The sequence below is a fragment of the Mesorhizobium sp. LNHC209A00 genome (assembly GCF_000502915.1).
Lineage (GTDB): Bacteria > Pseudomonadota > Alphaproteobacteria > Rhizobiales > Rhizobiaceae > Mesorhizobium.
On record NZ_AYWT01000001.1, the window covers coordinates 1 to 21,511 of the forward strand.

Genomic DNA, 21,511 nt, shown 5'->3' on the forward strand with positions numbered 1-21,511 from the left:
CCGCGCCAGCGTGCAACCGACGCCACAGCCCGCGCGCCGCAAGGCGGCTGGGTGCGCGATCTCTTGACCGCCGCGTCGAACGATGCCGAGCTCAGGCCGGCGGCTCCCCAGGCGCCAGCGGAAGCCCCGCGCGCGGTCCCTGCCCAGCGTTCACCGCAGCATGTCGTGGAATCGCTGAACTCGCTGTCCGTCGATATCGCGCGGGCCATCGACCACGATGCCTCGATCGAGCTGTGGAACCGCTACCGGCGCGGCGAGCGTGACGTGTTCACGCGCAGGCTCTACACGCTCAAGGGCCAGCAGACGTTCGACGAAATCCGCCGCAAGTACCAGGCGGAGGCCGAATTCCGCACCGCCGTCGACCGCTATTGCGACGATTTCGAGAAGCTGCTCAAGGATGTCTCGCGCAACGACCGCGACAACATCATGGCCCAGACCTATCTCACGTCGGACACCGGCAAGGTCTACACCATGCTGGCCCATGCCAGCGGCCGCCTGCATTAGGCGGTCGACAAGCCAAATCGAACAAGGCGGGGGCTTGTCTCCCGCCTTTTTCTTGAAGGAACTGACTTTGCCACCCGGAGACGCATCCGGGTTTGATCTCGCTTTCCGGAACCGGATCCTGAGTTGTGAAGACGGCAATCATATTCGACTGCGAGTTTCTCTGCCTTGAGGGATCACAACGCCGATTCTGGTGCGCGGCCCACGATCCCGATCCGATCATCGCGCGGATCGGCGCGGCAAGGCTCGGCCTCGAAGGTGACTTCCCCCTGCTGGGCACGCACAAAGCCTATATCAGACCGGTCGACCGGTTTGGCGAGCGGTACACGCTCGATCCGTTCTTCATTGGACTGACCGGCATCACCGAAGAAATCATCGAGGCCGAGGGCGTTGCGCTGAAGGAGGCCCTGGCCGGCGTCGATCGGTTTTCCGCCGGAGCGCGGCTGTGGTCCTGGGGCAAGGACGAACTGAACATGATCGCCATCAGTTGCTATGTCGCCGGCATCAGGCCGCCTATCCCGGCCACCCGGTTCGACAATGCCGTCAAGCTGCTGATCGCGGCCGGCATGCCGATCGAGGACCTGGCAAGGACACCGAGCAACAAACTTGCGGATTATTCCGGCGTCGAACATCCGCCAGTGCAGGGACATGACGCGCTCGACGATGCGCTGTCCGTGACCTACACCCTGCAGCACCTGATGAAGACTGGAAAGCTGCGGCCGGAGACCTTCGGCCGTCCATAAACCGGAAGCGTTGGTGGTAGCCCTGCGCGCCTGGCGCTCAGATCACCGAATCGGTCCAGCGAACGATCTGCTGGGCCGCATCGCCGAAGGCCGCGTCGAGCGCGCTGACATAGGCCGGGTTGCCGCTGCCCGAAACGGGTGCCGATGCAGTGAAGCTCTTGGAAGCCTTCACTTCGCCGTTGCGGTCGTTGAGCAAGCGCACGAACAGGTCGACCTCGGCATGTTCACCGCCGTTGACGCGCACTTCGAAGGAGCGAACCTCGACGATCACCTGATAGTCGATCGCCAGCCCCTCGCCCGGCTTGCCGACGCCGGCAAAGCTGCCCGAGCGCTGGAACGTCTCGGCCAGCCGCGCCTGCACGATCAGCGGCAGCCGGTCAGCCCATTGCGCGCCCTTCAGATATTGGATCGAGCCGTCGGAGGGTTTGATGACTATGTTCTGGCTGTCCAGTGCCTTCAGTGCCGAAGGCTGGGCGATCAGGATTTGCTTTCGGCTATGGCCATGCGCGTCGACCGACGGTGCCGACAATTCGAACGTGTCGAGCGGTGCCGGCTTGCCGCCGAGCGCCGCGCAGCCGGCAACCGCCAGGACAAGCAGCGCCGCAGCCGATTTCAACCCGCTCGTTCCAAGCCTACTCAATCTCACGCGTGAGCCCCGTTATCCCCTGATCGCACGATCAACCCGCATTCACGAGCACTGTTCTTGCGGCGGGCCGATGCCGAAGTCAACGCCGCGCCCTGCCATCGAACTGCCGAACCTCGCCGTCGCCACCCGAAAGGATGCGCTGCGGATTGCGGCTGAGATCCGTCACCGCCTCCTCGATGCGGTTGATCGAGCGGCGGCTATCCTGCACCAGCGCCTCGACATTCTGTAGCCCCTGGCCCGAGAAGCGCGCCAGATTGTCGGTGATGACCCCAAGCCGGGCATTCAGCGTATCGGCAACCTGCTTGAACGATTTCAGCGTATCCCTGGCGTCGGCCATCACGCCGTCGGCCTGGCCAGAGCCGAGCAGCTTGTCGACCTTGGCGAGAATGCCGTCGACCCGCACCGAGGCGTCGTTGAGCCGTTGCGCCAGCTGCCTGGCGTCCTTGATCGTCTGGTCGATGTCGTCAGCCCGATTGGCGATCTTGCCGGTCACCTCCGCGATATCGCCAGCCGCCTTGTTGGCGCTGTCGCTGGCCTTCTGGATGTTGGCGAGCGCTTGGCGCACCTGCGCCGGATCGATGCCGTCGAGCACGCCATCGACCTTGGCCAGCGTGCCTTGCGTCTGCTTGGCGAAATCGTTGACCGATCCCACTGCCGTATCGACGTTCCTGATTACACCGTCCAGCTGCTGCGACGTTTGCTTGAGATTGCCCGTCACGGCATCGACATTGGCAACGATGCTCTTGATCTTGTCCTTGTCGACGGCATTGAGCAGGCCTTCCGCTGCTTTCAACGTGCCGTCCAGCTTGCCTGAAACGCCCTTCAGCTCATTGGACAACGCGCTGACGGCGGACAGGAATTTGTCGATCCCATCGGAATTCCTGGCCAATGCGTCGGAAAACGTCTGCACGTTCTGGACGGTCTGCGTCAGCGGCCCGCGCACATCCTTGGTGAAGCCTTCGAGTTCCGTCAGCACCCTGTCGGCGCGGGTGAAGATGTTTTGCGCCGTCTGCAGCAGATTGGTCACGGCAGAAGGATTGGCGACGATCTCGGCGACCTTGCCATCCTTCTCGGCCTGATCGAGCAGCTTGATTTCCTTGGGGTCGGCGCCCTTGAGCTCGATATTGGCCTGCCCGGTGAGGCCGGCGAGGCCGATATCGGCCTGCGTCGACTTGGTGATGGGCGTCATCCGGTCGATCTCGGTATCGGCGATGGCGACAGTCGGATTGTCGACGTCGATATAGACGCGCTTGACGTCGCCGACCTTGACGCCGTTGAACAGCACGAAGCTGCCGCGGCCGAGACCAGAGGCCGAGCCCGGAATGCGCACCCGCAGCAGCGTCGTCTCGCCCCTATCGCCGATCGCGGCCGTCCAATAGACGAAGCCGAACGCCGCCAGGATCGCAACCAGCGTGAAAATGCCGACAATGACGTAGTTGGCTCTAGTTTCCATTGCTTCACTTATGGCTATGCACGTGCGGCAAGATCAAGTTGCCGTGCTCGTTTTCCGCGGAAATAGGATTTTACCCACGGCTCCTCGCTCTTCAGCATGTCGTCGATCGTGCCTTCGACCAGCACCTTTTTCTTGCCGAGCACCGCCACGTGGTCGCAGGCGGTAAACAGCGTGTCGAGGTCGTGAGTCACCATGTAGACGGTCAGATCCATGGTGTCGCGCAGCTTGACGACAAGTTCGTCGAACTCGGCCGCGCTGATCGGATCGAGGCCTGACGTCGGCTCGTCGAGAAAAACGATGTCGGGGTCGAGCGCCAGGGCGCGGGCAAGTGCCGCACGCTTGATCATACCGCCGGAGAGCTCGGAGGGAAACTTCTGCGCCGCATCCGGCGGCAGTCCGACCAGCTCGATTTTCAGCAGCGCCAACTCGTCCATCAGCTTTCTTGGCAGATCGAGATATTCGCGCATCGGCACCTGCACGTTCTCCATCACGGTCAGCGCCGAAAACAGCGCCCCATGCTGGAACAGAACGCCAAGACGCATGTCGATGCGCAGCCGCTCGAGATCGCTTGCCTTGTCGACGTCGACGCCAAACAGTTTGATTGTTCCCGACTGCTTGGGCATCAGTCCGAGAATCGTTCGCAACAGCACGGACTTGCCGGCGCCCGAGGCACCGACGAACCCCAGTATCTCGCCGCGCTTGATGTCGAGCGACAGTTTGTCAAGGATCAGCTTGTCGTCGATGGCAACGGTGACATCGTGCACCGAAAGCACGATTTCGCTCTCGTCCGGCGCCTCAGTCGTGATTCCGTTTCCCTTTGCCATGTTACTAGAACTGGATCGCTGCGTAGAACATGGCGAAAAGTCCGTCGAGAATGATGACGACGAAGATCGACTTCACCACAGAAGCGGTCACGTGCTGCCCGAGCGATTCGGCACTGCCGCCGACCTTCATGCCCTCGACTGAAGCGATCGTGCCGATGATCATGGCCATGAACGGCGCCTTGATCAGCCCGGCGAAAATCGTGCTGAGATCGATTGCGACACGCAACCGGTCGATGAAGGCAGCGGGGGGGATATCGGAGTAGAGCCATGCGGCGATGATGCCGCCGCCGAGCGCGGCGAAATTGGCGATGATCGTCAGGCAGGGCAAGGCGATCACCAAGGCAACCAGACGTGGAAAAACCAGGACGCCGATCGGATTGAGGCCGATGACCTTCAGCGCGTCGACCTCCTCGCGCATCTTCATCGAGCCGATTTCGGCGGTGATCGCGCTGCCGGAGCGGCCGGCGATCATGATTGCCGTCATCAGCACGCCGAGTTCGCGCAGGATCAGCACGCCGACCAAGTCGACGACGAAGATGTCGGCGCCGAAATAGCTGAGCTGATACGCACCCTGCTGGGCCACGATGGCGCCGACGATCGCCGACATCAGCACGACCACGGGGATAGCGCCGACGCCCATGCGATCGATCTGGTTGAAGATCGCCGCCGGGTTCACGGCATGGCCACGGCCGAGCTTCATCTGCGCGCCGCGGATGGTGGCGCCCAATATGTTCATCGAGGCGAGGAAATCGTCGCGCATCTCGTAGACGCGGCGGCCCACCGCCTCCAGTGCCCGAATGACAATGTTGGGCGGTCGCGCCGGTCCGACTTCGGGTTCGCGCCGGACGGCTTCGCTCACCGCTTCGAGCAGGATGGAAGCGACGTCACTTTGGCCTTGCAGCCTTACCTCGACATTCTTCTTCTCGAAGACGCTGACCAGCCGGTCGATCAGCCAGGCGCCAGCGGTGTCGATCTTCTCGATTTTCGAAAGGTCGAGCGCCAACATCTTGAAACCGCTTCGTTTCTCGATCTTGCGCATCTCGGCGTCGATGAGCGCCACCGTCCGCGTCGTCCAGATGCCGGAGAACGCACAGCCGAGGACCCCATCCTCCTCGCCGACCGCGACGCGCGGGTCGTGGTCAGCCCCCGAGGCGGTCGTGCCGCTTGCGTCGCGTTTGCCGATGGTCAACATGGCGTCCTGTTTAGCCTGATGGGTCCGACCTTGTCGATTTGCCGACAACCCTTCTCGCATAGCCGGAGCAGAAAAATATGGCGCGTGTCATTTCGGTCGAGGCCGAGCGTTTTCCAATCGCCGGGACCTTCACCATTTCGCGCGGCTCCAAGACAGAGGCCGAGGTCATCACCTGCACGATCAGGCAAAACGGCCATGTCGGTCGCGGCGAATGCGTTCCCTACAAGCGCTATGGCGAGACCATGGACGGTGTGAGCGGCGCGATCGCGGCGATGCGCGACCGGATCGCCGGCGGGATGGACCGCGCAGCCCTGCTCGACGCAATGCCTGCCGGAGCGGCGCGTAACGCCATAGACTGTGCCCTGTGGGACCTTGAAGCCAAGATCAACGGCAATCCGGTGGCGAACACGATCTGGCCGGCCCCGTTGCGTCAGCTCGAAACCGCCTACACGCTGTCGCTCGGCGAACCGGAGACGATGGCGGCGCAGGCCCGCGCCAATGCCGGCAGGCCGCTGCTGAAGGTCAAGATCGGCGGCGACAACGATGTCGCCCGCATCCAGGCGGTGAGGCAGGCGGCTCCAGGGAGCCGATTGATCCTTGATGCGAATGAAGGCTGGACCGACGAAAACATAGTCGCGAATCTCGCTTTTGCCGCGAAGCAAGACATCGCCCTGATCGAGCAGCCGCTGCCGGCGGGCCGTGACGGCATCCTGCGCCATATAGCCCATCCGGTGCCGATCTGCGCTGACGAGAGCGTCCATGAAGCAGGGAACCTCGAGGCGCTTGTCGGCCTCTACGACGCAGTCAACATCAAGCTCGACAAGTCCGGCGGGCTGACGGCGGCGCTCACCTTGCGCGACCGCGCCCGTGAGCTGGGTTTTGGCATCATGGTCGGCTGCATGGTCGGAACATCGCTGGCAATGGCGCCGGCGGTGCTGCTCGCGCAAGGAGCGGATTTCGTCGACCTCGACGGCCCGCTGCTGCTTGCCCGGGATCGTGTGCCGGGTCTCGTTTACCAGGGATCGATCGTCTCACCCCCGGACCGGGCTCTGTGGGGCTGAGCGCGCGGCAAGCCCGATCAGCATAAGGCCCACGATCGCGATCGGGATCATCGCCAGGAAACCATCCACGCCGAGACGGTCATAGAGCGGGCCCGAAACAAGTGTAACGGCGGCCATGAAGAAGCCGTTGAAGAAATAGGCGATGCCTTGCGCGGCACCAGTGCGCTCTTCGGGGACGGTCTCGCCGATCATTTTCTGCAGGCCGATCAGCACCATTGCGACAGACACCGAATGCAGCGACTGCACGGCAAAGAAGCCGGCGATGCCGAGGCCGAGCGGCCATATCAGTGGAAAGATGATCCAGCGCGCAACGGAGCCGATGCCGGCAATCACCATCACCTTGACAACGGACACGGAGGCGAAAATGCGATTGAAAAACAGAAACATGCAGACTTCCGACACCACGCCCCACGCCCACAGGAGGCCGACAACGGAATCGCTGATGCCGATCGATTTCCAATAGATGGAAACGAAACCGTAGAGGAAGGCGTGGCTGGCTGTAATGATGCCGACGCCAAGGGTGAAGGAGAGGAAATAAGCGTTGAACAGGCTTGGCGCAGCGTGCTGGATTTCCACTGCCGACAGCGGCGAGGCCTTTCGCGGCCGTCCCATGCGCGGTGCCAGCAGGCCTGCGATGAGTGCCGCGCCAAGGGCAAGGACTATGATCACCGGGACGGCTCCAGGGCCGCTGGCCGCCAGGATGAAACCGCCCGCGACATTGGCCAGGAGATAACAGATCGACCCCCATTTGCGCATGCTCGCATAATTGGCCCCGAAGCGGCGCACGCCCGAAAGCGCCAGCGAATCGGCGATCGGCGAATGTGGCGTCCAGACAATGGTCAGCACCAGCGACACCGCCAGCACCGTCGCGTATGTCGGGGTCAGGAAGTATCCCGCGGACAGCAGCAGCGATGCGGCGACGAGCACGACATAGACATCGGCACGGTCCCTGGCTCGATCGGCAAGTGTCGTCAGCAGCGGCGTCGTTATTACGCGCAGGAACATCGGCGCCGCCAGGATGACGGCGATCTGCTCGGCATGAAACCCCTTGGCCTGCAACCAAAGCGGGAAATAGGGCAAATGGGTGCCAAGCGATATGAACAACGTGCCGAAGATCAGGCTCATGCGCAGTTCAAAACGGCTCGGCTTCACGAGTTGTTCGGGCGAAAGCGGTGGCAGCGGCATGAATCGATCCAATGACGCTGCGCTCAACGACCGGAGAGCAGCGCAAGCCGATCCTTAACATGAGGAAAAACCGGACGAAACCGGCTGGACCAGTCGATTAACACCAGAAATCGCGGGGCCGGCTTCGGCTTCAGGCCGCCTGCACCACCCTGTCCTCGATCAGCATCGGGATGAAGGGCTCGTCAAGCGCTTCAGGCAACACATGCGCCCAGGTCAGGATTTCCATGCGGCCGTCGAAATGCTCGACCACGGCGGTGCAGCTCTCTACCCAGTCGCCGGTGTTGATATATTGCACATCGCCGTAGCTTTCGATGGCGGCATGGTGGATGTGCCCGCAGATGACGCCGTCGACATGCGAGCGTCGCGCTTCCTCGCTGAGCACTGTCTGGAACGAGCCGATGAAGTTCACCGCCTTCTTGACCTTGACCTTGGCCCAGGACGAAAACGACCAGTAAGGCAGGCCGAGCGGCTGGCGCAACCGCGTGATCACCCGGTTGACCTGCATGGCGGCGTCGTAGGCATGGTCGCCGAGATAGGCGAGCCAGCGCTGGTTGTGGACGACGGTATCGAACTGGTCGCCATGGATGACCAGCAGCCGCCGGCCATCGGCGGTTTCGTGGATGGCGCGGTCGGCAACGACGATGCCGCCGAAATGCACGCCCTGGAACTGGCGGGCGAATTCGTCGTGATTGCCGGCGATATACGTGATCGAGGCGCCCTTGCGCGCCTTGCGCAGCAGTTTCTGCACGACGTCATTATGGCTTTGCGGCCAGTGCCAGCTGCGCCGCAGGCGCCAGCCGTCGACGATATCGCCCACCAGATAGATGATGTCGGCATCGTGGTAGCGCAGGAAGTCGATCAGGAAATCGGCCTTCGCCGCCTTCGAGCCCAGATGGACATCGGAAATGAACATGCTGCGGAAAGTGCGGGGCTCTTGGACTGACATCGCGGATTCACCCTTGCTTTCGAGCAGCCTATGCTCCGATTCATGCAACAACCGTATGACGGTTGCGATTGGTCCAGCGCTGGCGCTAGCCTGCCGCGCAAATCAAAGGAGAAAATCGTCATGGATCTCGGTATCCGCGGGAAGAAGGCCATCGTCTGCGCTTCGAGCAAGGGGCTTGGCCGTGGCTGCGCCATGGCGCTGGCCGAGGCGGGCTGCGACATCGTCGTCAATGGCCGCAATCCGGAGCTGGTCGCGAAAACCGCCGCGGACCTGCGCCAGCGCCATGGCGTGACGGTGACGGAAGTCGTCGGCGACGTTTCGAAGCCGGAGATACAGAAAGCGCTGCTCGCCGCCTGTCCGGAACCCGACATCCTCGTCAACAACAATGGCGGACCGCCATTGCGCGATTTCCGCGAACTCGATCGCGGAAAAATCCTTGAAGGCGTGACCCAGAACATGGTGACGCCGATCGAACTGGTGCAGGCGGTCATTGACGGCATGGCTGCGCGCGGCTTCGGGCGCATCGTCAACATCACCTCGCTATCGGTCTATGTCCCCATACCCGGCCTCGACCTGTCATCGGGCGCGCGCGCCGGACTGACCTCGTTTCTCGCCGGCGTGGCGCGCACGGTGATCGAGCGCAACGTGACCATCAACAGTCTCTTGCCCGGCAAGCTCGACACCGACCGACTGCGCGGCCCGCATGAGGCTGGCACGCCAGAGGATCCCAAGGCGGCCGCGGCGCGCAAGACCCGCATCAGTGCCGACGTGCCGGCCAAACGGCTCGGCACGCCGGAGGAATTCGGCCAGATCTGCGCCTTTCTCTGCTCGGTCCATGCCGGCTATCTGACCGGGCAGAACATACCCGTCGATGGCGGTCTCTACGTCAGTGCTTTCTGACCAGGATGTCGGCAAAGCGGTGCGAAACACCCGGCATGTAACCGCCGTAAGTGCCTGACATTTAATGCCTTTTGACGCGCTGGCGCTTAAAGCTGCCGGCGCGTCAATTAGCGTCGCGAAAAACCTTGGCCTCATGCTAAAAGGACTCCCGAAGCAGGTTTCGAGGAGCGGCCGCATGGAAGGCGAGAACAAGAAAACGGCACGTTCGGACCTCGACGAAGCCGCGCTTTATTTCCACAAGCACCCGACGCCGGGAAAGCTCGAGATCCAGGCGACCAAGCCGCTCGGCAACCAGCGCGACCTGGCGCTCGCTTATTCGCCCGGCGTCGCCGCCCCTTGCCTCGAAATCCGCGACAATCCGGCGACCGCCGCCGACTACACGGCGCGCGCCAACCTTGTCGGTGTCGTATCGAACGGCTCGGCCGTGCTCGGCCTCGGCAATATCGGGCCGCTCGCCTCCAAGCCGGTGATGGAGGGCAAGGCGGTCCTGTTCAAGAAGTTCGCCGGCATCGACGTCTTCGACATCGAGATCGACGCGCCGGAAATCGAGCGCATGGTCGAGACCATCGCCGCTCTGGAGCCGACCTTCGGCGGCATCAACCTCGAGGACATCAAGGCGCCGGAGTGTTTCGAGGTCGAGGAACGCCTGAAGGCTCGGATGAGCATACCGGTTTTCCATGACGACCAGCACGGCACAGCCATCATCGTTGCCGCCGCGGTGCTCAACGGGCTGGAGTTCGCCGGCAAGACCATCTCGGACATCAAGGTCGTCACCTCCGGCGCGGGTGCTGCCGCGCTTGCCTGTCTCAATCTTCTCGTTTCCCTCGGCGTGCGCGTCGAGAACATCTGGGTCACCGACCGGTTCGGCGTCGCCTACAAGGGCCGTGTCGACGAGATGGATCGTTGGAAAGACCCTTATGTGAAGGACACCGACGCGCGCACCCTGGCCGACGTCATGGCGGGCGCCGATGTATTCCTCGGTCTCTCCGCAGCCGGCGTGCTGAAGCCGGACCTGCTGCAACACATGGCACCGAAGCCGCTGATCCTGGCGCTGGCCAATCCAAATCCGGAGATCATGCCGGAAGTGGCGCGCGCGGCCCGTCCGGACGCCATGATCTGCACCGGACGGTCCGATTTCCCCAATCAGGTCAACAACGTGCTTTGCTTCCCCTACATCTTCAGGGGTGCGCTCGACTGCGGCGCCAGCGCCATTAACGAGGAGATGAAGATGGCGGCGGTGCGGGCCATTGCCGCCCTTGCCCGCGAAGAGCCTTCCGATGTCGCCGCGCGCGCCTATTCCAGCGAGACGCCGGTCTTTGGCCCCGAATTCCTGATCCCCTCGCCCTTCGATCCGCGCCTCATCCTGCGCATTGCGCCGGCGGTGGCCAAGGCAGCCTGCGACACCGGTGTGGCGACACGGCCGATCACCGACTTCGCCGCCTATATCGACAAGCTCAACCGCTTCGTCTTCCGCTCCGGCCTGGTGATGAAGCCGGTGTTCTCCTCCGCCAAGGCCTCCAGCGCCAAGCGCGTCATCTACGCCGACGGCGAGGACGAGCGCGTACTGCGTGCCGCCCAGGTTGTGCTTGAGGAGGGCATCGCCGAGCCGATCCTGATCGGCCGGCCGCACGTCATCGAGGTCAGGCTGAAGCGTTATGGCCTGCGCATCAGGCCCGGGGTCGATTTCGGCCTGATCAACCCGGAGGACGATCCGCGCTACCGCCACTATGTCGACCTCCTGATCGAACTCGCCGGCCGCCGCGGCGTGACGACGGAGGCCGCGCGCACCATGGTGCGCACCGACAACACGGTGATCGCCGCACTTGCGCTGAAGCGCGGCGATGCCGACGCCATGGTCTGCGGCCTAGAAGGCCGTTTCGAGCGGCATCTGCGCAATGTGACGCTGATCATAGGGCCGCGCACCGGCATCAAGGACCGGGACCTGTCGACGCTATCCATGCTGATCTCGCAACGCGGCATCATCTTTCTCACCGACACCCACGTCTCCGTCGACCCGACGGCCGACGAGATCGCCGAGATGACCGTGCTGGCGGCGGAAGAAATCCAGCGTTTCGGCATCGAGCCGAAGGCGGCACTCTTGTCGCATTCGGATTTCGGCTCGCGCGATTCGCCGAGCGCGCTGAAGATGCGTCAGGCCGCGGCCATTCTGGCGCGCATCGCGCCGGAGCTGCAGTGCGACGGCGAAATGCACGCCGATTCCGCTTTGTCGGAGCATCTGCGCCAGCGCGTCTATCCGCATTCGCGCCTGAAGGGCGAAGCCAATCTCCTGGTGTTCCCGAACCTCGACTCGGCCAACATCACGCTGACGGCGCTGCGGGCCATGATGGATGCCTTGCATGTCGGTCCCATCCTTCTCGGCACCGACAAGCCGGCGCACATATTGACACCCTCGGTGACCTCGCGCGGCGTCGTAAATATGACCGCGCTGGCGGTGGTCGAAGCCGCGCATAAGGCACAGGCGATCGCCAATCTGGACTGAACCGGCGGTCGATCGGATCCGGCCCGATTGAGGCATGGTGGCGACGCGACACGGACCACATTCGCGGATCGAGTGTTGCGAGCCGACAACTCTTAACCGAGAATCCGGCATCGGACGAATGCGGATTTCTCGGACCGGGTCAATTTGATATGGTCACGCCGTCTGATTGGGCGGTGAAAATGTCATGAGAGCCCTGTTGCTCGCATCGGCAATGCTGATTGTGGTTGGCGGACAGGCGTTTGCCGCCGACGCCATCGGGCTGGAGCCGGCCGCGCATGACTGGTCCGGCGTCTATGTCGGCGGGCATCTTGGCTATGGGTTCGGCAAAACCGACGCGACCTACAACCTGCCAAACACGCTAGCGGTCCGGGGCACGCAGGACTACGACATCGACGGGTTTCTGGGCGGTGTCCAGATCGGCTACAATTACCAGGTCAATTCCACGGTTCTGGGGATCGAGTCCGATATTTCGGGCGCCGATGTCAAGGGGCATTCCGACGAGGTCAATGTCGGCGGGGGCGATGTCTACGATACCAAGGTGGATTGGTTCGGGTCGATCCGCGCCAGGGCTGGCTATGCCTTCGGCAGCACTCTTGTCTACGGGACCGGCGGCCTCGCTATCGGGGGTGTCGAGAACCGGTATCTCGATGGCCCCGCCGACAGCTATTCCGAAAAGAACACCAAAATTGGCTGGACGATTGGCGCGGGGCTGGAGCAGGCAATCACCGATCACTGGTCGGCAAATGCCGAATATCGATACGTCGACCTGCGGGATCAGACGATCAACTACGCGCCGAACTCCAGCACGACTTTCGACAACACGTTCAGTACCGTCAGGATCGGGATGAACTACAAGTTCTGATGGCCCACCCGGCCATTGCCAGACTGATGGGTACATCGAATGCGCGCGGCTTTTCGGCCGGCAACCAAGCAACTTCCGAAATGGACGATTAACCGCGAACGGGGTAGCCTTGGCGACCACAGGCAAGCGGGATCGAGGCGGATGGCGAGCGGAGGTTTGAAGCAGGCGCATGCTGCCGTGCTGCTTGGCCTCCTGCTGTCCGGTGTGGTGGTCAGCGAGCCCCAGGCCGCTTCGCGGGTCTGCCGTCAACTGGAGGCCGAGCTCGCCGCGACCTCACGCGGCGGTGGCGGTGGCCCGGCAATGGTCCGGAAATACGATGCCGCGATCGAAAGGCAGCGCCAACAGATCTCGAAAGCTCGCGGTCAGGCGAGCAGCGCCGGCTGCGGGTTCTCGTTGTTTTCGCGCAACATCAACCAGTGTGCCGGGCTGAACGCCACCATTGAGCGCATGACCGCCAATCTCGACAGTCTGCAGGCCAAGCGCGCCCAACTAGCCGGCAGCGGCCCACACCGCGACCGGGGCCGTATCCTGGCGGCGCTCGATGCCAATGACTGCCGTGACGATGCGGTGTCCCCCCGCCGCGCGCCTCCGCTGGAGGCGAATCGTGAAGATGGAGGCAATGCGAATCTCTTCGACCAGCTTTTCGGCGGCGACAACCGCCAGGTCGATACATTGGACCAGCCGGACGCTCCCGGCGAGGAACGCAATGTCGGCCGCGTCCTGAACCTGCCCGGCGCTCCAGACGCTCCGGGCAGTGGCGGCGAGTTCCACACCAGTTGCGTGCGCACCTGCGACGGCTATTTCTTCCCGATGTCGAACGCCGCCTCGCCCGGCGATTTCGAGCGCGACCAGAAGAATTGCGAATCGGCCTGTCCCGGCACCGAGATGCAGGTCTTTTATTCGCGCGGCATGGACGATGATTCGGCATCGATGATGTCATCGGTCACCGGCAGGCCCTACGGCGAATTGCCGACCGCCTATCTCTACAAGCAACCCAACATGTCGCGGCCGCCCGCTTGCGGCTGCAACGCCGCGCAGAATTTCCAGATCATTGGCGGCAACTCGCCAAGCCCACAACAGTCACAGCCCGAACCGGAAGCGGCGCCGCTCGTTCCGGTACCGGCCTTAAAGCCCGATCCGGGTGCCGACCCGGAGACCCTGGCCAATAGGGACGGCGGGCTCGACCGTGAGGCCATCAAGCGCCTCTCGGCCAAGCCCGTGACATCGCCCGTTTCGGCCGTGCCTCCGGACCAGCGCAAGGTCAGGGTCGTCGGGCCAACGTTCCTTCCCGACCCATCAGGGGCAATAGATCTGCAAGCTCCGGCCCCGAAGGCAGTCCAGTAAGGGCAAGCCTGAGCGGCATGAACAGCGCCTTGCCCTTGCGGCCGGTCGCTTCCCTGATCTTGCCGGTCCAATCCTTCCAGATCGTCCCGTTCCACGGCTCCTCAGGCAGGAGATCGAGCGCCTGGTGAAGAAAATCGCGGTCGTCGTCGGAAAAGTCGGGCTTCTCCCGCGGCCCTTCGCGCAGGACGCGCCACCAGGCACCCGCATCCGCCAGCCGGTCGAGATTGCCGCGCACCGCCAGCCAGAATGGTTCGGCCTGCTCACCGGCAATACCTAGCACCATCAGCCGGTCCCGCGCCTCGTCGAACGGCATATTATGCAGCAGCACCCGGTTGAGCACGAACAGTTCGGCCGGATCGAACTTGGACGACGATTTCGAGGTCGCGGCCGGGTCGAAATGGCCGGCGAGTTCGGTCAGGTCATGCGCGGCCGCGACATTCTCGGACGTGCCGACCAGTACGGCCAGCGAAGCGACGGCCATCGGCTCGATGCCGTCATCGCGCAGGCTCTCGATGGAAAGTGCGCCGGTGCGCTTCGACAGCCCCTCGCCCGAGACGGTGGTCAGGAGATTGTGGTGGCCGAAGACGGGCGGCTCGGCACCCAGCGCCTTGAACAGGGCGATTTGCACGCCGGTGTTCGTGACATGATCGTCGCCGCGGATGACATGGCTGACACCCATCTCGATGTCGTCGACGACGGAGGGCAGCGTGTAGAGATAGGTGCCGTCCTCACGCACCAGCACCGGATCGGACAGCGAGGCCAGATCCACTGTCTCCTCGCCACGCACCAAATCGTCCCAGCGGATCTCGGTGCGCTCCGTCTGCAGCGGATCGCCTGAGAAATTGGGCAGCAAGAAACGCCAGTGGGGCCGGCGCCCATCGGCCTGATATTCGGCCACCTGCTCTGTCGTCAGCGCCAATGCCTCGCGGCCATAGACCGGCGGCAGGCCTCGCGTGCGGCGCACCTTGCGCCTGAGATCGAGTTCTTCCGGTGTTTCGTAGCAGGCGTAAAGAACACCCTCCGCCTTCAGCCGCTCCACCGCCGCGTCATAGATTTCGAAGCGCCGCGACTGATACTCGGTGGCATCTGGGAAAATGCCCAGCCAGTGCAGGTCGTAAAGGATGGCGTCGGCGAATTCCTGCTTCGAGCGGGCGATGTCGGTGTCGTCGAAGCGCTGGATGAAGCGGCCCTTGTTGTTGAGGGCAAACAGCCAGTTGAACAGAGCGGTGCGCGCATTGCCGATGTGGATGCGGCCGGTCGGTGACGGGGCGAAACGAACGGTAACTGTCATGGGCGGGGCGTACCGGATGCCTTTGTGATTGACAAGATGCGCCCCCGCGCCGTGCCGAAGACATAGAACATGGCGGCTGGAATGAAAAGACCGGGCCGGCAGGCGGCGCAAGGCCCCGCCATGAGAGGGCAAGCAGCCGACGGAGCCGACGAACAGGTGGTTGACGACGATCAGCGGCCGAAGTCGTCTGAACTCAGGCGGGTCCAGCGGTCGCCCATTAAGCCGCCGATAGCGATGTCGCCGGAGCGGACCGCTTGCGCAACCTCGGCGATTCGCGAGCGGACCATCGTCCCGCCGGCATAGCGGAAGAAGACATTCCTGTAGCCGAAGAGGTGAGGCATGAACTTGCCCTGGGTCTGCCCGGTGATGCCTGCGCAGCCCATATCCCGCGCTGCCGCGACGAGGCCGTCCAGCGTCGCGCCCCAGTGGTGTCCGGAAGTCTGGATTTGCAGCAGGACCGCCATGTCTCCGACTCGGCCGTAAAAGGCATAGCAACCGAGCATTTTGCCTGTCTCATCGTAAGTCCCGCCGAAATGAAGTGGTCCGTCGGCCTGCTTCTCGGCCGCAAGCGCGAGCAGCCGCGGCAGTTCGCCGTCCTTCCAACTCGGCCGAAGAGCGTAATCGGAGAGAAGGGTCGGCAGCCGCTCGGCGAACTGCGCGGCATTGATCGGCTCGGCATGGACCCGATGCGACGATGAAGGCTGGAAAGGCGACCCGAACCTTCGCTTCGCGACAGCGTCGAGTGCTCTCGCGCACGGGTCGAGTGCCAAGCGAGGCAGGCCGGGCCATCTACGATGCAGCGCGGCGGCGGCCATCGCGGCTGGCCGGAAGATGCAGGTCCATCCCAGGCAATGGACCGGCAGGAGTTGGTATTTCATCGGTCGCGCGAAGGCCAGGGACACCCGGTTGGCCGAATCCGTCAGTTGCAGATCGAATTCGCCTTGGTGCAAGGCGCGCAGCAATTGCGGTCCTGCCGAGCCATCATCGGCGCCGGTGTCGGCCATGAACGGACCGATGATCGCCGCATTCAATCCAGCGCCGTTAAACTCGTAACGGGCTTTCAGGACGCCGAGGAACCCGCCCAGATCGCCCTGCCGGGTGATCTGGACAAGAGCGCTGCTCGCACCGGGTTGGCCGGCGGGGTCAAGATAGATCTTTCTCATGTATTCGGCCGTCTCCTCGATAGCGCGATCGAGGAGGTGACGCCGGCCGCGGCGAAACTTCGTCAGGAAGAGTGCCGCGACGCGCTCGAGATCTTCGGCGGCGAGTGGCCGAACCGAGCCGTGCTGGGAATCCAGCACCGACGGGGCGGTCACCTTTTGCGCGCCGGCATTTGCGGAAACGAGACGCATCGTAAACACCGAAAAGGTTGCTTTTACAGAATACAGCAACCAAAAGTAGAAACAACGAATCTCGGCCGGTAACGTAAACAGACGTCACGCACTCGGGACTTTGGCTTCGCCCTGCGGTTGCGAGCGCCACATGGCTCGCCGGCTTATGGCACCGATAGAGGTGGCCCCCGACAGGAGCCGGAGGCCACCTTGGGTCACATCACGAGGCCCTTGGTAAGTTCCAGCGCCTGGCGCTCGAACAGGCGGCGGTAGATGCCACCCTTCAGCCGGATCAACTCGTCATGCGAGCCTTCCTCGACGATCTTGCCGCGATCGAAGACCAGCAGCCTGTCGAGCGCCCGCACCGTCGAAAGCCGATGCGCGATGACCAGTGTCGTGCGGCCGACCATCAGCCGTTCCATCGCCTGCTGGATGAGCACCTCCGATTCCGAATCGAGGCTCGACGTCGCCTCGTCCAGGATCAGAATGCGCGCATCGGCCAGGAAAGCGCGGGCGATCGCCACGCGCTGGCGCTCGCCGCCCGACAGTTTCACGCCACGTTCGCCGACCAGCGTGCCATAGCCCTTTGGCAGGCTGGTGATGAAGTCGTGCGCGCTCGCCAGCCTGGCGGCATGCTCGATCTCCTCCTGCGTCGCGCTTGGCCTGGCATAGGCGATGTTTTCGGCCAGCGACCGGTGGAACAAGATTGGTTCCTGCTGAACGATGGCGATCTGGCCGCGCAGCGACGCCTGGGCGACCTGCGAGATATCCTGGCCATCGATCACGATCTTTCCCGCATTCACGTCATAGAGCCGCTGGATGAGCTTGACGAACGTTGTCTTGCCCGAACCCGAGTGACCAACGAGCCCGACACGTTCGCCCGGCGCGATATCCACCGAAAAGTCGCGGTAGAGCGGCGACCGGTGACTGCCGTAGTGAAAGGTGACGTTGTCGAAGGCGATGTGGCCCTGCGTGATCGCAATTGGTTCGGCGCCGGGCGTGTCTTCGATGCCGAGCGGTTCGGATTGGAAATCGACCAGTTCCTCCATGTCGTTGATCGAACGCTGCAAATTGCGGATATGCGTGCCGATATCGCGCAAATAGCCTTGCAGCACGAAGAACGAGGTCAGCACGAAAGCGACATCGCCGGCGCTCGCCTGCCCCCACGACCACAGCATCAGCGCCAGCCCGATCACGGCGGCCCGCATGACCAGCAGCAGCGCCCCTTGCGTGGTGCCGTTGATGGTGCCGCGCACCCAGGTGCGCCGCGTGCGGTCGCGCCATTTGGCGACCACCGTGGCGAGGCGGCGCTCTTCGCGCGCCTCGGCGCCAAAGCCCTTGACCACGGCATTGCAGCTGACCGCGTCGGCCAGCGAGCCGCCGAGGCGCGTGTCCCAGGTGTTCGCAAGCCTTGCCGCGGGCGCGACATAGCCAAGCGACAACATGGCCGTCACCGTGATGAACAGCAGGGAGCCGGCCGCGACGACCGCGCCCATCAGCGGCCAGAACCAGCCGAGCAGCAGCGTCGAGCCGGCGAGCATGACCACCGATGGCAGCAGCGCGATCAGGATCGTGTCGTTGAGCAGGTCGAGCGCCCACATGCCGCGCGTCACCTTGCGCACCGTCGAGCCGGCAAACGAGTTGGCATGCCAGTCGGTCGAAAAGCGCTGAACGCGAAGGAAGGCGTCGGCCGCGATGTCGGCCATCATCTTGAGTGTCAGCTCAACGATGCCCATGAAGGCAAGATTGCGCAACACGACGCCAGTCAGCGCCAGCGCCATCAAAAAGGCAAATGCCGTCATCGCGGCGTTCCAGGCAATGGCATCCGCTCCGGCGCTGCTCGCGACAGCATCGACCAGCCGACCGGAATAGAGCGGCGTCAGCACGTCGGCCAGCGTCGACAGCAGGAAGCCGCCCATGATGAGCGAGAGCCGCCAAGGCTGACGCCGCCAATGGGTAAGTGTGAAGCCAAGAACGCTGCGAAAGGCGCTCGCGCGCAAATCGATCTTGAAACGAGCCATGATGTCATTCGGGCGCAAAACGAGCCCGATCCCAGTAAGGTCGAAAATTGAAAAGCCGCGATAGGGCAGGTGATGCCCGGGATGCGGAGTGGCATATTGGTGTCGAGCCCCTCGGGAGGGCGGCGACCGGCATCGGCATAAGCTTGAACTCGATCCGGCTTCGGCACGAGAGACAGACCCTCGCGGAACACCGGATGAGACCTAAGCTTCGCGGCCTCGCATTACCATTTGAAATACTGCCATTCGGACCTCCCGCAAATGAATCGCGGAACGGTCCTTATAGTGACAGCCCGACGCATCGCCAAGACCAGCCCGTCCCCAAAGCGTATCTGGTTCAGTCACTGAGGTTATTTGCAACAACGGCTGGTGGACGCTTGCTCGCCGGCGCACGGTTTGCCCCGATCTCGCTTCTGCGTAACGGTGACCCCGACTATCCTGAAGACCGCGGTAGGAGATCTTGCGGCATGGCGAAGCTCATTTTCAGAATGAACCAATCCCTCGATGGTTACGTCGACCACCTGGCAATGCCCTCACGCCCCACTATCTTTCGTCACTGGATAGACCAAGTGCGCGACCTTGCCGGCAGTGTATACGGTCGCGGCATGTACGAGGTCATGCGTTATTGGGACGAAGACCGTCCCGAGTGGAGCGCGGAAGGGCACGAATTCGCGGCGGCGTGGAGGAGCCAACCGAAATGGGTCGTGTCGCGCTCGCTGAAGTCAGTCGGCCCCAACGCCACACTTGTCCGGGATGACATCGAGGCGGCGATACGTGGGCTGAAGGCTGGTCTCGCTGGGGAGATTTCGCTGTCTGGACCCAACCTCGCACGAAGCGCAACCGACCTCGGTCTGATCGACGAATATCAACTCTACTTGCACCCGGTCGTGCTTGGCCACGGCAAACCATTCTTCGCCGGCCCTCGGCCACCACTGCGCTTTGTGGCCAGCGATCGGATTGACGATGACGTGATCAGGTTGACCTACGTTCCTGCCTGATCCGCCGATGCACATCCGGCATCGATCCACTAGCCGCGATCCCGGAATCGGTTGGTGATGGGATAGCGGCGGTCGCGGCCGAAATTCTTCCTGGTGATCTTCACGCCCGGTGCCGCCTGCCGGCGCTTGTACTCGGCGATGTAGAGCAGATGTTCGATGCGCGCCACCGTCGCCCGGTCATGGCCGCGCGAGACGATGTCGTCGACGCCCATCTCGTTCTCGACCAGGCATTCGAGGATGTCGTCCAGCACCGGATAAGGCGGCAGCGAATCCTGGTCGGTCTGGTTCTCGCGCAATTCGGCCGATGGCGCCTTGTCGATGATGCTCTTCGGGATCACCTCGCCTGAAGGCCCGAGCGCACCCGGCGGCACATGGCTGTTGCGCCAGCGCGAGAGCGCGTAGACCTGCATCTTGTAAAGGTCCTTGATCGGATTGAAGCCGCCATTCATGTCGCCGTAGAGGGTGGCGTAGCCGACCGACATCTCGCTCTTGTTGCCCGTGGTCACGACCATCGAGCCGAATTTGTTTGAGATCGCCATCAGGATGGTGCCGCGCGCGCGGCTCTGCAAATTCTCCTCGGTGATGCCTTCCTTGGTGCCTTCGAACAATTGCGTCAGCGCATGCAAAAAGCCTTCGACGGGCTGGAAGATCGGGACGATGTCATAGCGGCAGCCGAGGGCGCGGGCGCAGTCCTCGGCGTCCTTGAGGGAATCCTTCGAAGTGTAGCGATAAGGCATCATGACGGCACGCAGCCGTTCCTCGCCCAGCGCATCGACGGCCAATGCGGCACAGATCGCGGAATCGATGCCGCCGGAAAGGCCAAGCACCACATTCTTGAAGCCGTTCTTGTTGACGTAATCGCGCAGGCCAAGCATGCAGGCGCGGTAGTCGGCCTCCTCCTTGTCCGGGATTTTCGACATCGGTCCTTCCGAACAGACCCAGCCGTCATCGGTACGTTTCCAGGTGGTGACGTCGACCGCGTCCTCGAACTGACTCATCTGGAAGGCGAGCGTCTTGTCCGCCCCGATAGCGAAGGAGGCGCCGTCGAAGATCAGCTCGTCCTGGCCGCCGAGCTGGTTGGCGTAGATGATCGGCAGGCCACATTCGATGACTTGCTTGATCACGACCTGGTGGCGAACGTCGATCTTGGCGCGATAATAGGGCGAGCCGTTCGGCACCAGCAGGATTTCCGCGCCGCTTTCGGCCAGCGTCTCGCAGACCGCGACGTCGCCCCAGATGTCCTCGCAGATCGGTATGCCGATGCGCACGCCGCGGAAGTTGACCGGTCCCTGGATCTCGGGCCCGGCCTGGAAGACGCGCTTCTCGTCGAATTCACCGTAGTTGGGCAGATCGAGCTTGTAGCGTTCGGCGATGATCTTGCCGCCATCTGCGAAGACGATGGAATTATGCGTGCCGCTCTTGCGCTTCAGCGGCGTACCGATGATGACGCCCGGACCGCCATCGGCGGTATCCGCGGCAAAATCCTGCGCTGCCCGCTCGCATGCCTTGAGGAAGGCCGGCTTGAGCACCAGATCCTCCGGCGGATAGCCGGCGAGGAAAAGCTCGGTGAAGAGCACAAGGTCGGCGCCTTGGCGGGCGGCATCCGCCCTCGCCTCGCGCGCCTTGGCGAGGTTGCCGGCGACATCGCCGACAGTCGGGTTGAGCTGGGCGATGGCGATACGCAGTATGTCAAGCTTCTTGGTCATGCTGCTGACT

Annotated in this window: 19 protein-coding genes; 9 read left to right on the top strand and 10 right to left on the bottom strand. The window is 63.1% G+C overall.

Annotated features, from left to right (window positions below; genetic code table 11):
• Together X739_RS01000000165680 and X739_RS165675 are read left to right on the top strand one after the other, a co-directional pair.
• On the top strand, positions 1 to 504 hold a 504-nt coding region (locus tag X739_RS01000000165680; protein WP_032924104.1), incomplete at its 5' end, for a hypothetical protein.
• Between the two features lie 125 nt (positions 505 to 629).
• On the top strand, positions 630 to 1,244 hold the full coding sequence (locus tag X739_RS165675) for an exonuclease (protein ID WP_023770100.1): 615 nt from the start codon (positions 630 to 632) through the stop codon (positions 1,242 to 1,244).
• A gap of 37 nt (positions 1,245 to 1,281) precedes the next feature.
• Here the strand turns inward: X739_RS165675 and X739_RS165670 are convergent, their stop codons facing one another.
• The 4 genes from X739_RS165670 to X739_RS165655 form a co-directional block, all read right to left on the bottom strand.
• Positions 1,282 to 1,860 (bottom strand): ABC-type transport auxiliary lipoprotein family protein, encoded by a 579-nt coding sequence (locus X739_RS165670; protein WP_023770099.1) that lies wholly within the window; start codon positions 1,858 to 1,860, stop codon positions 1,282 to 1,284.
• A gap of 109 nt (positions 1,861 to 1,969) precedes the next feature.
• Positions 1,970 to 3,343: an MlaD family protein gene (locus X739_RS165665; RefSeq protein ID WP_023791337.1), complete on the bottom strand. Its 1,374-nt coding sequence runs from the start codon at positions 3,341 to 3,343 to the stop codon at positions 1,970 to 1,972.
• Positions 3,344 to 3,357: 14 nt separating this feature from the next.
• The gene (locus tag X739_RS165660; RefSeq protein ID WP_023783273.1) at positions 3,358 to 4,167 is read right to left on the bottom strand and encodes an ABC transporter ATP-binding protein; all 810 of its coding nucleotides are present in this window, start codon (positions 4,165 to 4,167) and stop codon (positions 3,358 to 3,360) included.
• A 4-nt stretch (positions 4,168 to 4,171) separates the two neighbouring features.
• Positions 4,172 to 5,359 carry an ABC transporter permease gene (locus tag X739_RS165655; protein ID WP_023770096.1) on the bottom strand — a complete coding sequence of 396 codons (1,188 nt, stop codon included), beginning with the start codon at positions 5,357 to 5,359 and terminating at the stop codon, positions 4,172 to 4,174.
• 77 nt (positions 5,360 to 5,436) lie between these two features.
• Here X739_RS165655 and dgcA point away from each other — a divergent pair, with 77 nt between their 5' ends.
• Positions 5,437 to 6,420, top strand: a complete 984-nt coding sequence (gene dgcA, locus X739_RS165650) for an N-acetyl-D-Glu racemase DgcA (protein ID WP_023791342.1) — start codon at positions 5,437 to 5,439, stop codon at positions 6,418 to 6,420.
• Here dgcA and X739_RS165645 read toward each other — a convergent pair.
• Both X739_RS165645 and X739_RS165640 read right to left on the bottom strand, forming a co-directional pair.
• Complete coding sequence (locus X739_RS165645; protein ID WP_023783272.1) at positions 6,391 to 7,605, bottom strand: MFS transporter; 1,215 nt, start codon at positions 7,603 to 7,605, stop codon at positions 6,391 to 6,393. The two genes, dgcA and X739_RS165645, sit on opposite strands and share 30 nt — an antisense overlap.
• A gap of 130 nt (positions 7,606 to 7,735) precedes the next feature.
• Complete coding sequence (locus tag X739_RS165640) at positions 7,736 to 8,518, bottom strand: UDP-2,3-diacylglucosamine diphosphatase (protein ID WP_032924109.1); 783 nt, start codon at positions 8,516 to 8,518, stop codon at positions 7,736 to 7,738.
• Between the two features lie 153 nt (positions 8,519 to 8,671).
• On the opposite strand from X739_RS165640, the gene X739_RS165635 reads away from it, so the two are divergent.
• The 4 genes from X739_RS165635 (at position 8,672) to X739_RS165620 (ending at position 14,157) form a co-directional block, all read left to right on the top strand.
• Complete coding sequence (locus X739_RS165635; RefSeq protein WP_023770092.1) at positions 8,672 to 9,451, top strand: SDR family oxidoreductase; 780 nt, start codon at positions 8,672 to 8,674, stop codon at positions 9,449 to 9,451.
• 175 nt (positions 9,452 to 9,626) lie between these two features.
• A complete protein-coding gene (locus X739_RS165630) occupies positions 9,627 to 11,951 on the top strand; it encodes an NADP-dependent malic enzyme (RefSeq protein ID WP_023791350.1) in 2,325 nt (774 codons plus the stop codon).
• Between the two features lie 184 nt (positions 11,952 to 12,135).
• Complete coding sequence (locus X739_RS165625; RefSeq protein ID WP_023791354.1) at positions 12,136 to 12,813, top strand: outer membrane protein; 678 nt, start codon at positions 12,136 to 12,138, stop codon at positions 12,811 to 12,813.
• 141 nt (positions 12,814 to 12,954) lie between these two features.
• The gene (locus X739_RS165620; protein ID WP_023791358.1) at positions 12,955 to 14,157 is read left to right on the top strand and encodes a DUF2865 domain-containing protein; all 1,203 of its coding nucleotides are present in this window, start codon (positions 12,955 to 12,957) and stop codon (positions 14,155 to 14,157) included.
• Here the strand turns inward: X739_RS165620 and X739_RS165615 are convergent.
• On the bottom strand, positions 14,075 to 15,448 hold the full coding sequence (locus tag X739_RS165615; protein ID WP_023791361.1) for a glutamate--tRNA ligase: 1,374 nt from the start codon (positions 15,446 to 15,448) through the stop codon (positions 14,075 to 14,077). The two genes, X739_RS165620 and X739_RS165615, sit on opposite strands and share 83 nt — an antisense overlap.
• A 170-nt stretch (positions 15,449 to 15,618) precedes the next feature.
• The gene (locus X739_RS1000000170195) at positions 15,619 to 16,263 is read right to left on the bottom strand and encodes a hypothetical protein (protein WP_245273758.1); all 645 of its coding nucleotides are present in this window, start codon (positions 16,261 to 16,263) and stop codon (positions 15,619 to 15,621) included.
• Here X739_RS1000000170195 and X739_RS1000000170200 point away from each other — a divergent pair.
• A complete protein-coding gene (locus X739_RS1000000170200; protein WP_245273759.1) occupies positions 16,243 to 16,872 on the top strand; it encodes a hypothetical protein in 630 nt (209 codons plus the stop codon). The two genes, X739_RS1000000170195 and X739_RS1000000170200, sit on opposite strands and share 21 nt — an antisense overlap.
• Positions 16,873 to 16,994: 122 nt before the next feature.
• On the opposite strand, the gene X739_RS165605 is transcribed toward X739_RS1000000170200, so the two are convergent.
• Positions 16,995 to 18,800, bottom strand: coding sequence for an ABC transporter ATP-binding protein (locus tag X739_RS165605; RefSeq protein ID WP_023791367.1), 1,806 nt, complete (start codon positions 18,798 to 18,800; stop codon positions 16,995 to 16,997).
• A 464-nt stretch (positions 18,801 to 19,264) separates the two neighbouring features.
• On the opposite strand from X739_RS165605, the gene X739_RS165600 reads away from it, so the two are divergent.
• Positions 19,265 to 19,795 carry a dihydrofolate reductase family protein gene (locus X739_RS165600; RefSeq protein WP_023791370.1) on the top strand — a complete coding sequence of 177 codons (531 nt, stop codon included), beginning with the start codon at positions 19,265 to 19,267 and terminating at the stop codon, positions 19,793 to 19,795.
• Between the two features lie 29 nt (positions 19,796 to 19,824).
• Here X739_RS165600 and X739_RS165595 read toward each other — a convergent pair whose 3' ends face one another.
• Positions 19,825 to 21,501 carry an NAD+ synthase gene (locus X739_RS165595; protein WP_023791373.1) on the bottom strand — a complete coding sequence of 559 codons (1,677 nt, stop codon included), beginning with the start codon at positions 21,499 to 21,501 and terminating at the stop codon, positions 19,825 to 19,827.
• Positions 21,502 to 21,511: the final 10 nt, after the last annotated feature.

Coding starts and splice junctions, on each gene's coding strand:
- dgcA (WP_023791342.1), top strand. CDS start 5,437: ATGGCGCGTGTCATTTCGGTCGAGGCCGAGCGTTTTCCAATCGCCGGG.
- X739_RS165595 (WP_023791373.1), bottom strand. CDS start 21,501: ATGACCAAGAAGCTTGACATACTGCGTATCGCCATCGCCCAGCTCAAC.
- X739_RS165600 (WP_023791370.1), top strand. CDS start 19,265: ATGGCGAAGCTCATTTTCAGAATGAACCAATCCCTCGATGGTTACGTC.
- X739_RS165630 (WP_023791350.1), top strand. CDS start 9,627: ATGGAAGGCGAGAACAAGAAAACGGCACGTTCGGACCTCGACGAAGCC.
- X739_RS165615 (WP_023791361.1), bottom strand. CDS start 15,448: ATGACAGTTACCGTTCGTTTCGCCCCGTCACCGACCGGCCGCATCCAC.
- X739_RS165645 (WP_023783272.1), bottom strand. CDS start 7,605: ATGCCGCTGCCACCGCTTTCGCCCGAACAACTCGTGAAGCCGAGCCGT.
- X739_RS165660 (WP_023783273.1), bottom strand. CDS start 4,167: ATGGCAAAGGGAAACGGAATCACGACTGAGGCGCCGGACGAGAGCGAA.
- X739_RS1000000170200 (WP_245273759.1), top strand. CDS start 16,243: ATGCAGCGCGGCGGCGGCCATCGCGGCTGGCCGGAAGATGCAGGTCCA.
- X739_RS1000000170195 (WP_245273758.1), bottom strand. CDS start 16,263: ATGGCCGCCGCCGCGCTGCATCGTAGATGGCCCGGCCTGCCTCGCTTG.
- X739_RS165635 (WP_023770092.1), top strand. CDS start 8,672: ATGGATCTCGGTATCCGCGGGAAGAAGGCCATCGTCTGCGCTTCGAGC.
- X739_RS165605 (WP_023791367.1), bottom strand. CDS start 18,800: ATGGCTCGTTTCAAGATCGATTTGCGCGCGAGCGCCTTTCGCAGCGTT.
- X739_RS165640 (WP_032924109.1), bottom strand. CDS start 8,518: ATGTTCATTTCCGATGTCCATCTGGGCTCGAAGGCGGCGAAGGCCGAT.
- X739_RS165620 (WP_023791358.1), top strand. CDS start 12,955: ATGGCGAGCGGAGGTTTGAAGCAGGCGCATGCTGCCGTGCTGCTTGGC.
- X739_RS165655 (WP_023770096.1), bottom strand. CDS start 5,359: ATGTTGACCATCGGCAAACGCGACGCAAGCGGCACGACCGCCTCGGGG.
- X739_RS165665 (WP_023791337.1), bottom strand. CDS start 3,343: ATGGAAACTAGAGCCAACTACGTCATTGTCGGCATTTTCACGCTGGTT.
- X739_RS165625 (WP_023791354.1), top strand. CDS start 12,136: ATGAGAGCCCTGTTGCTCGCATCGGCAATGCTGATTGTGGTTGGCGGA.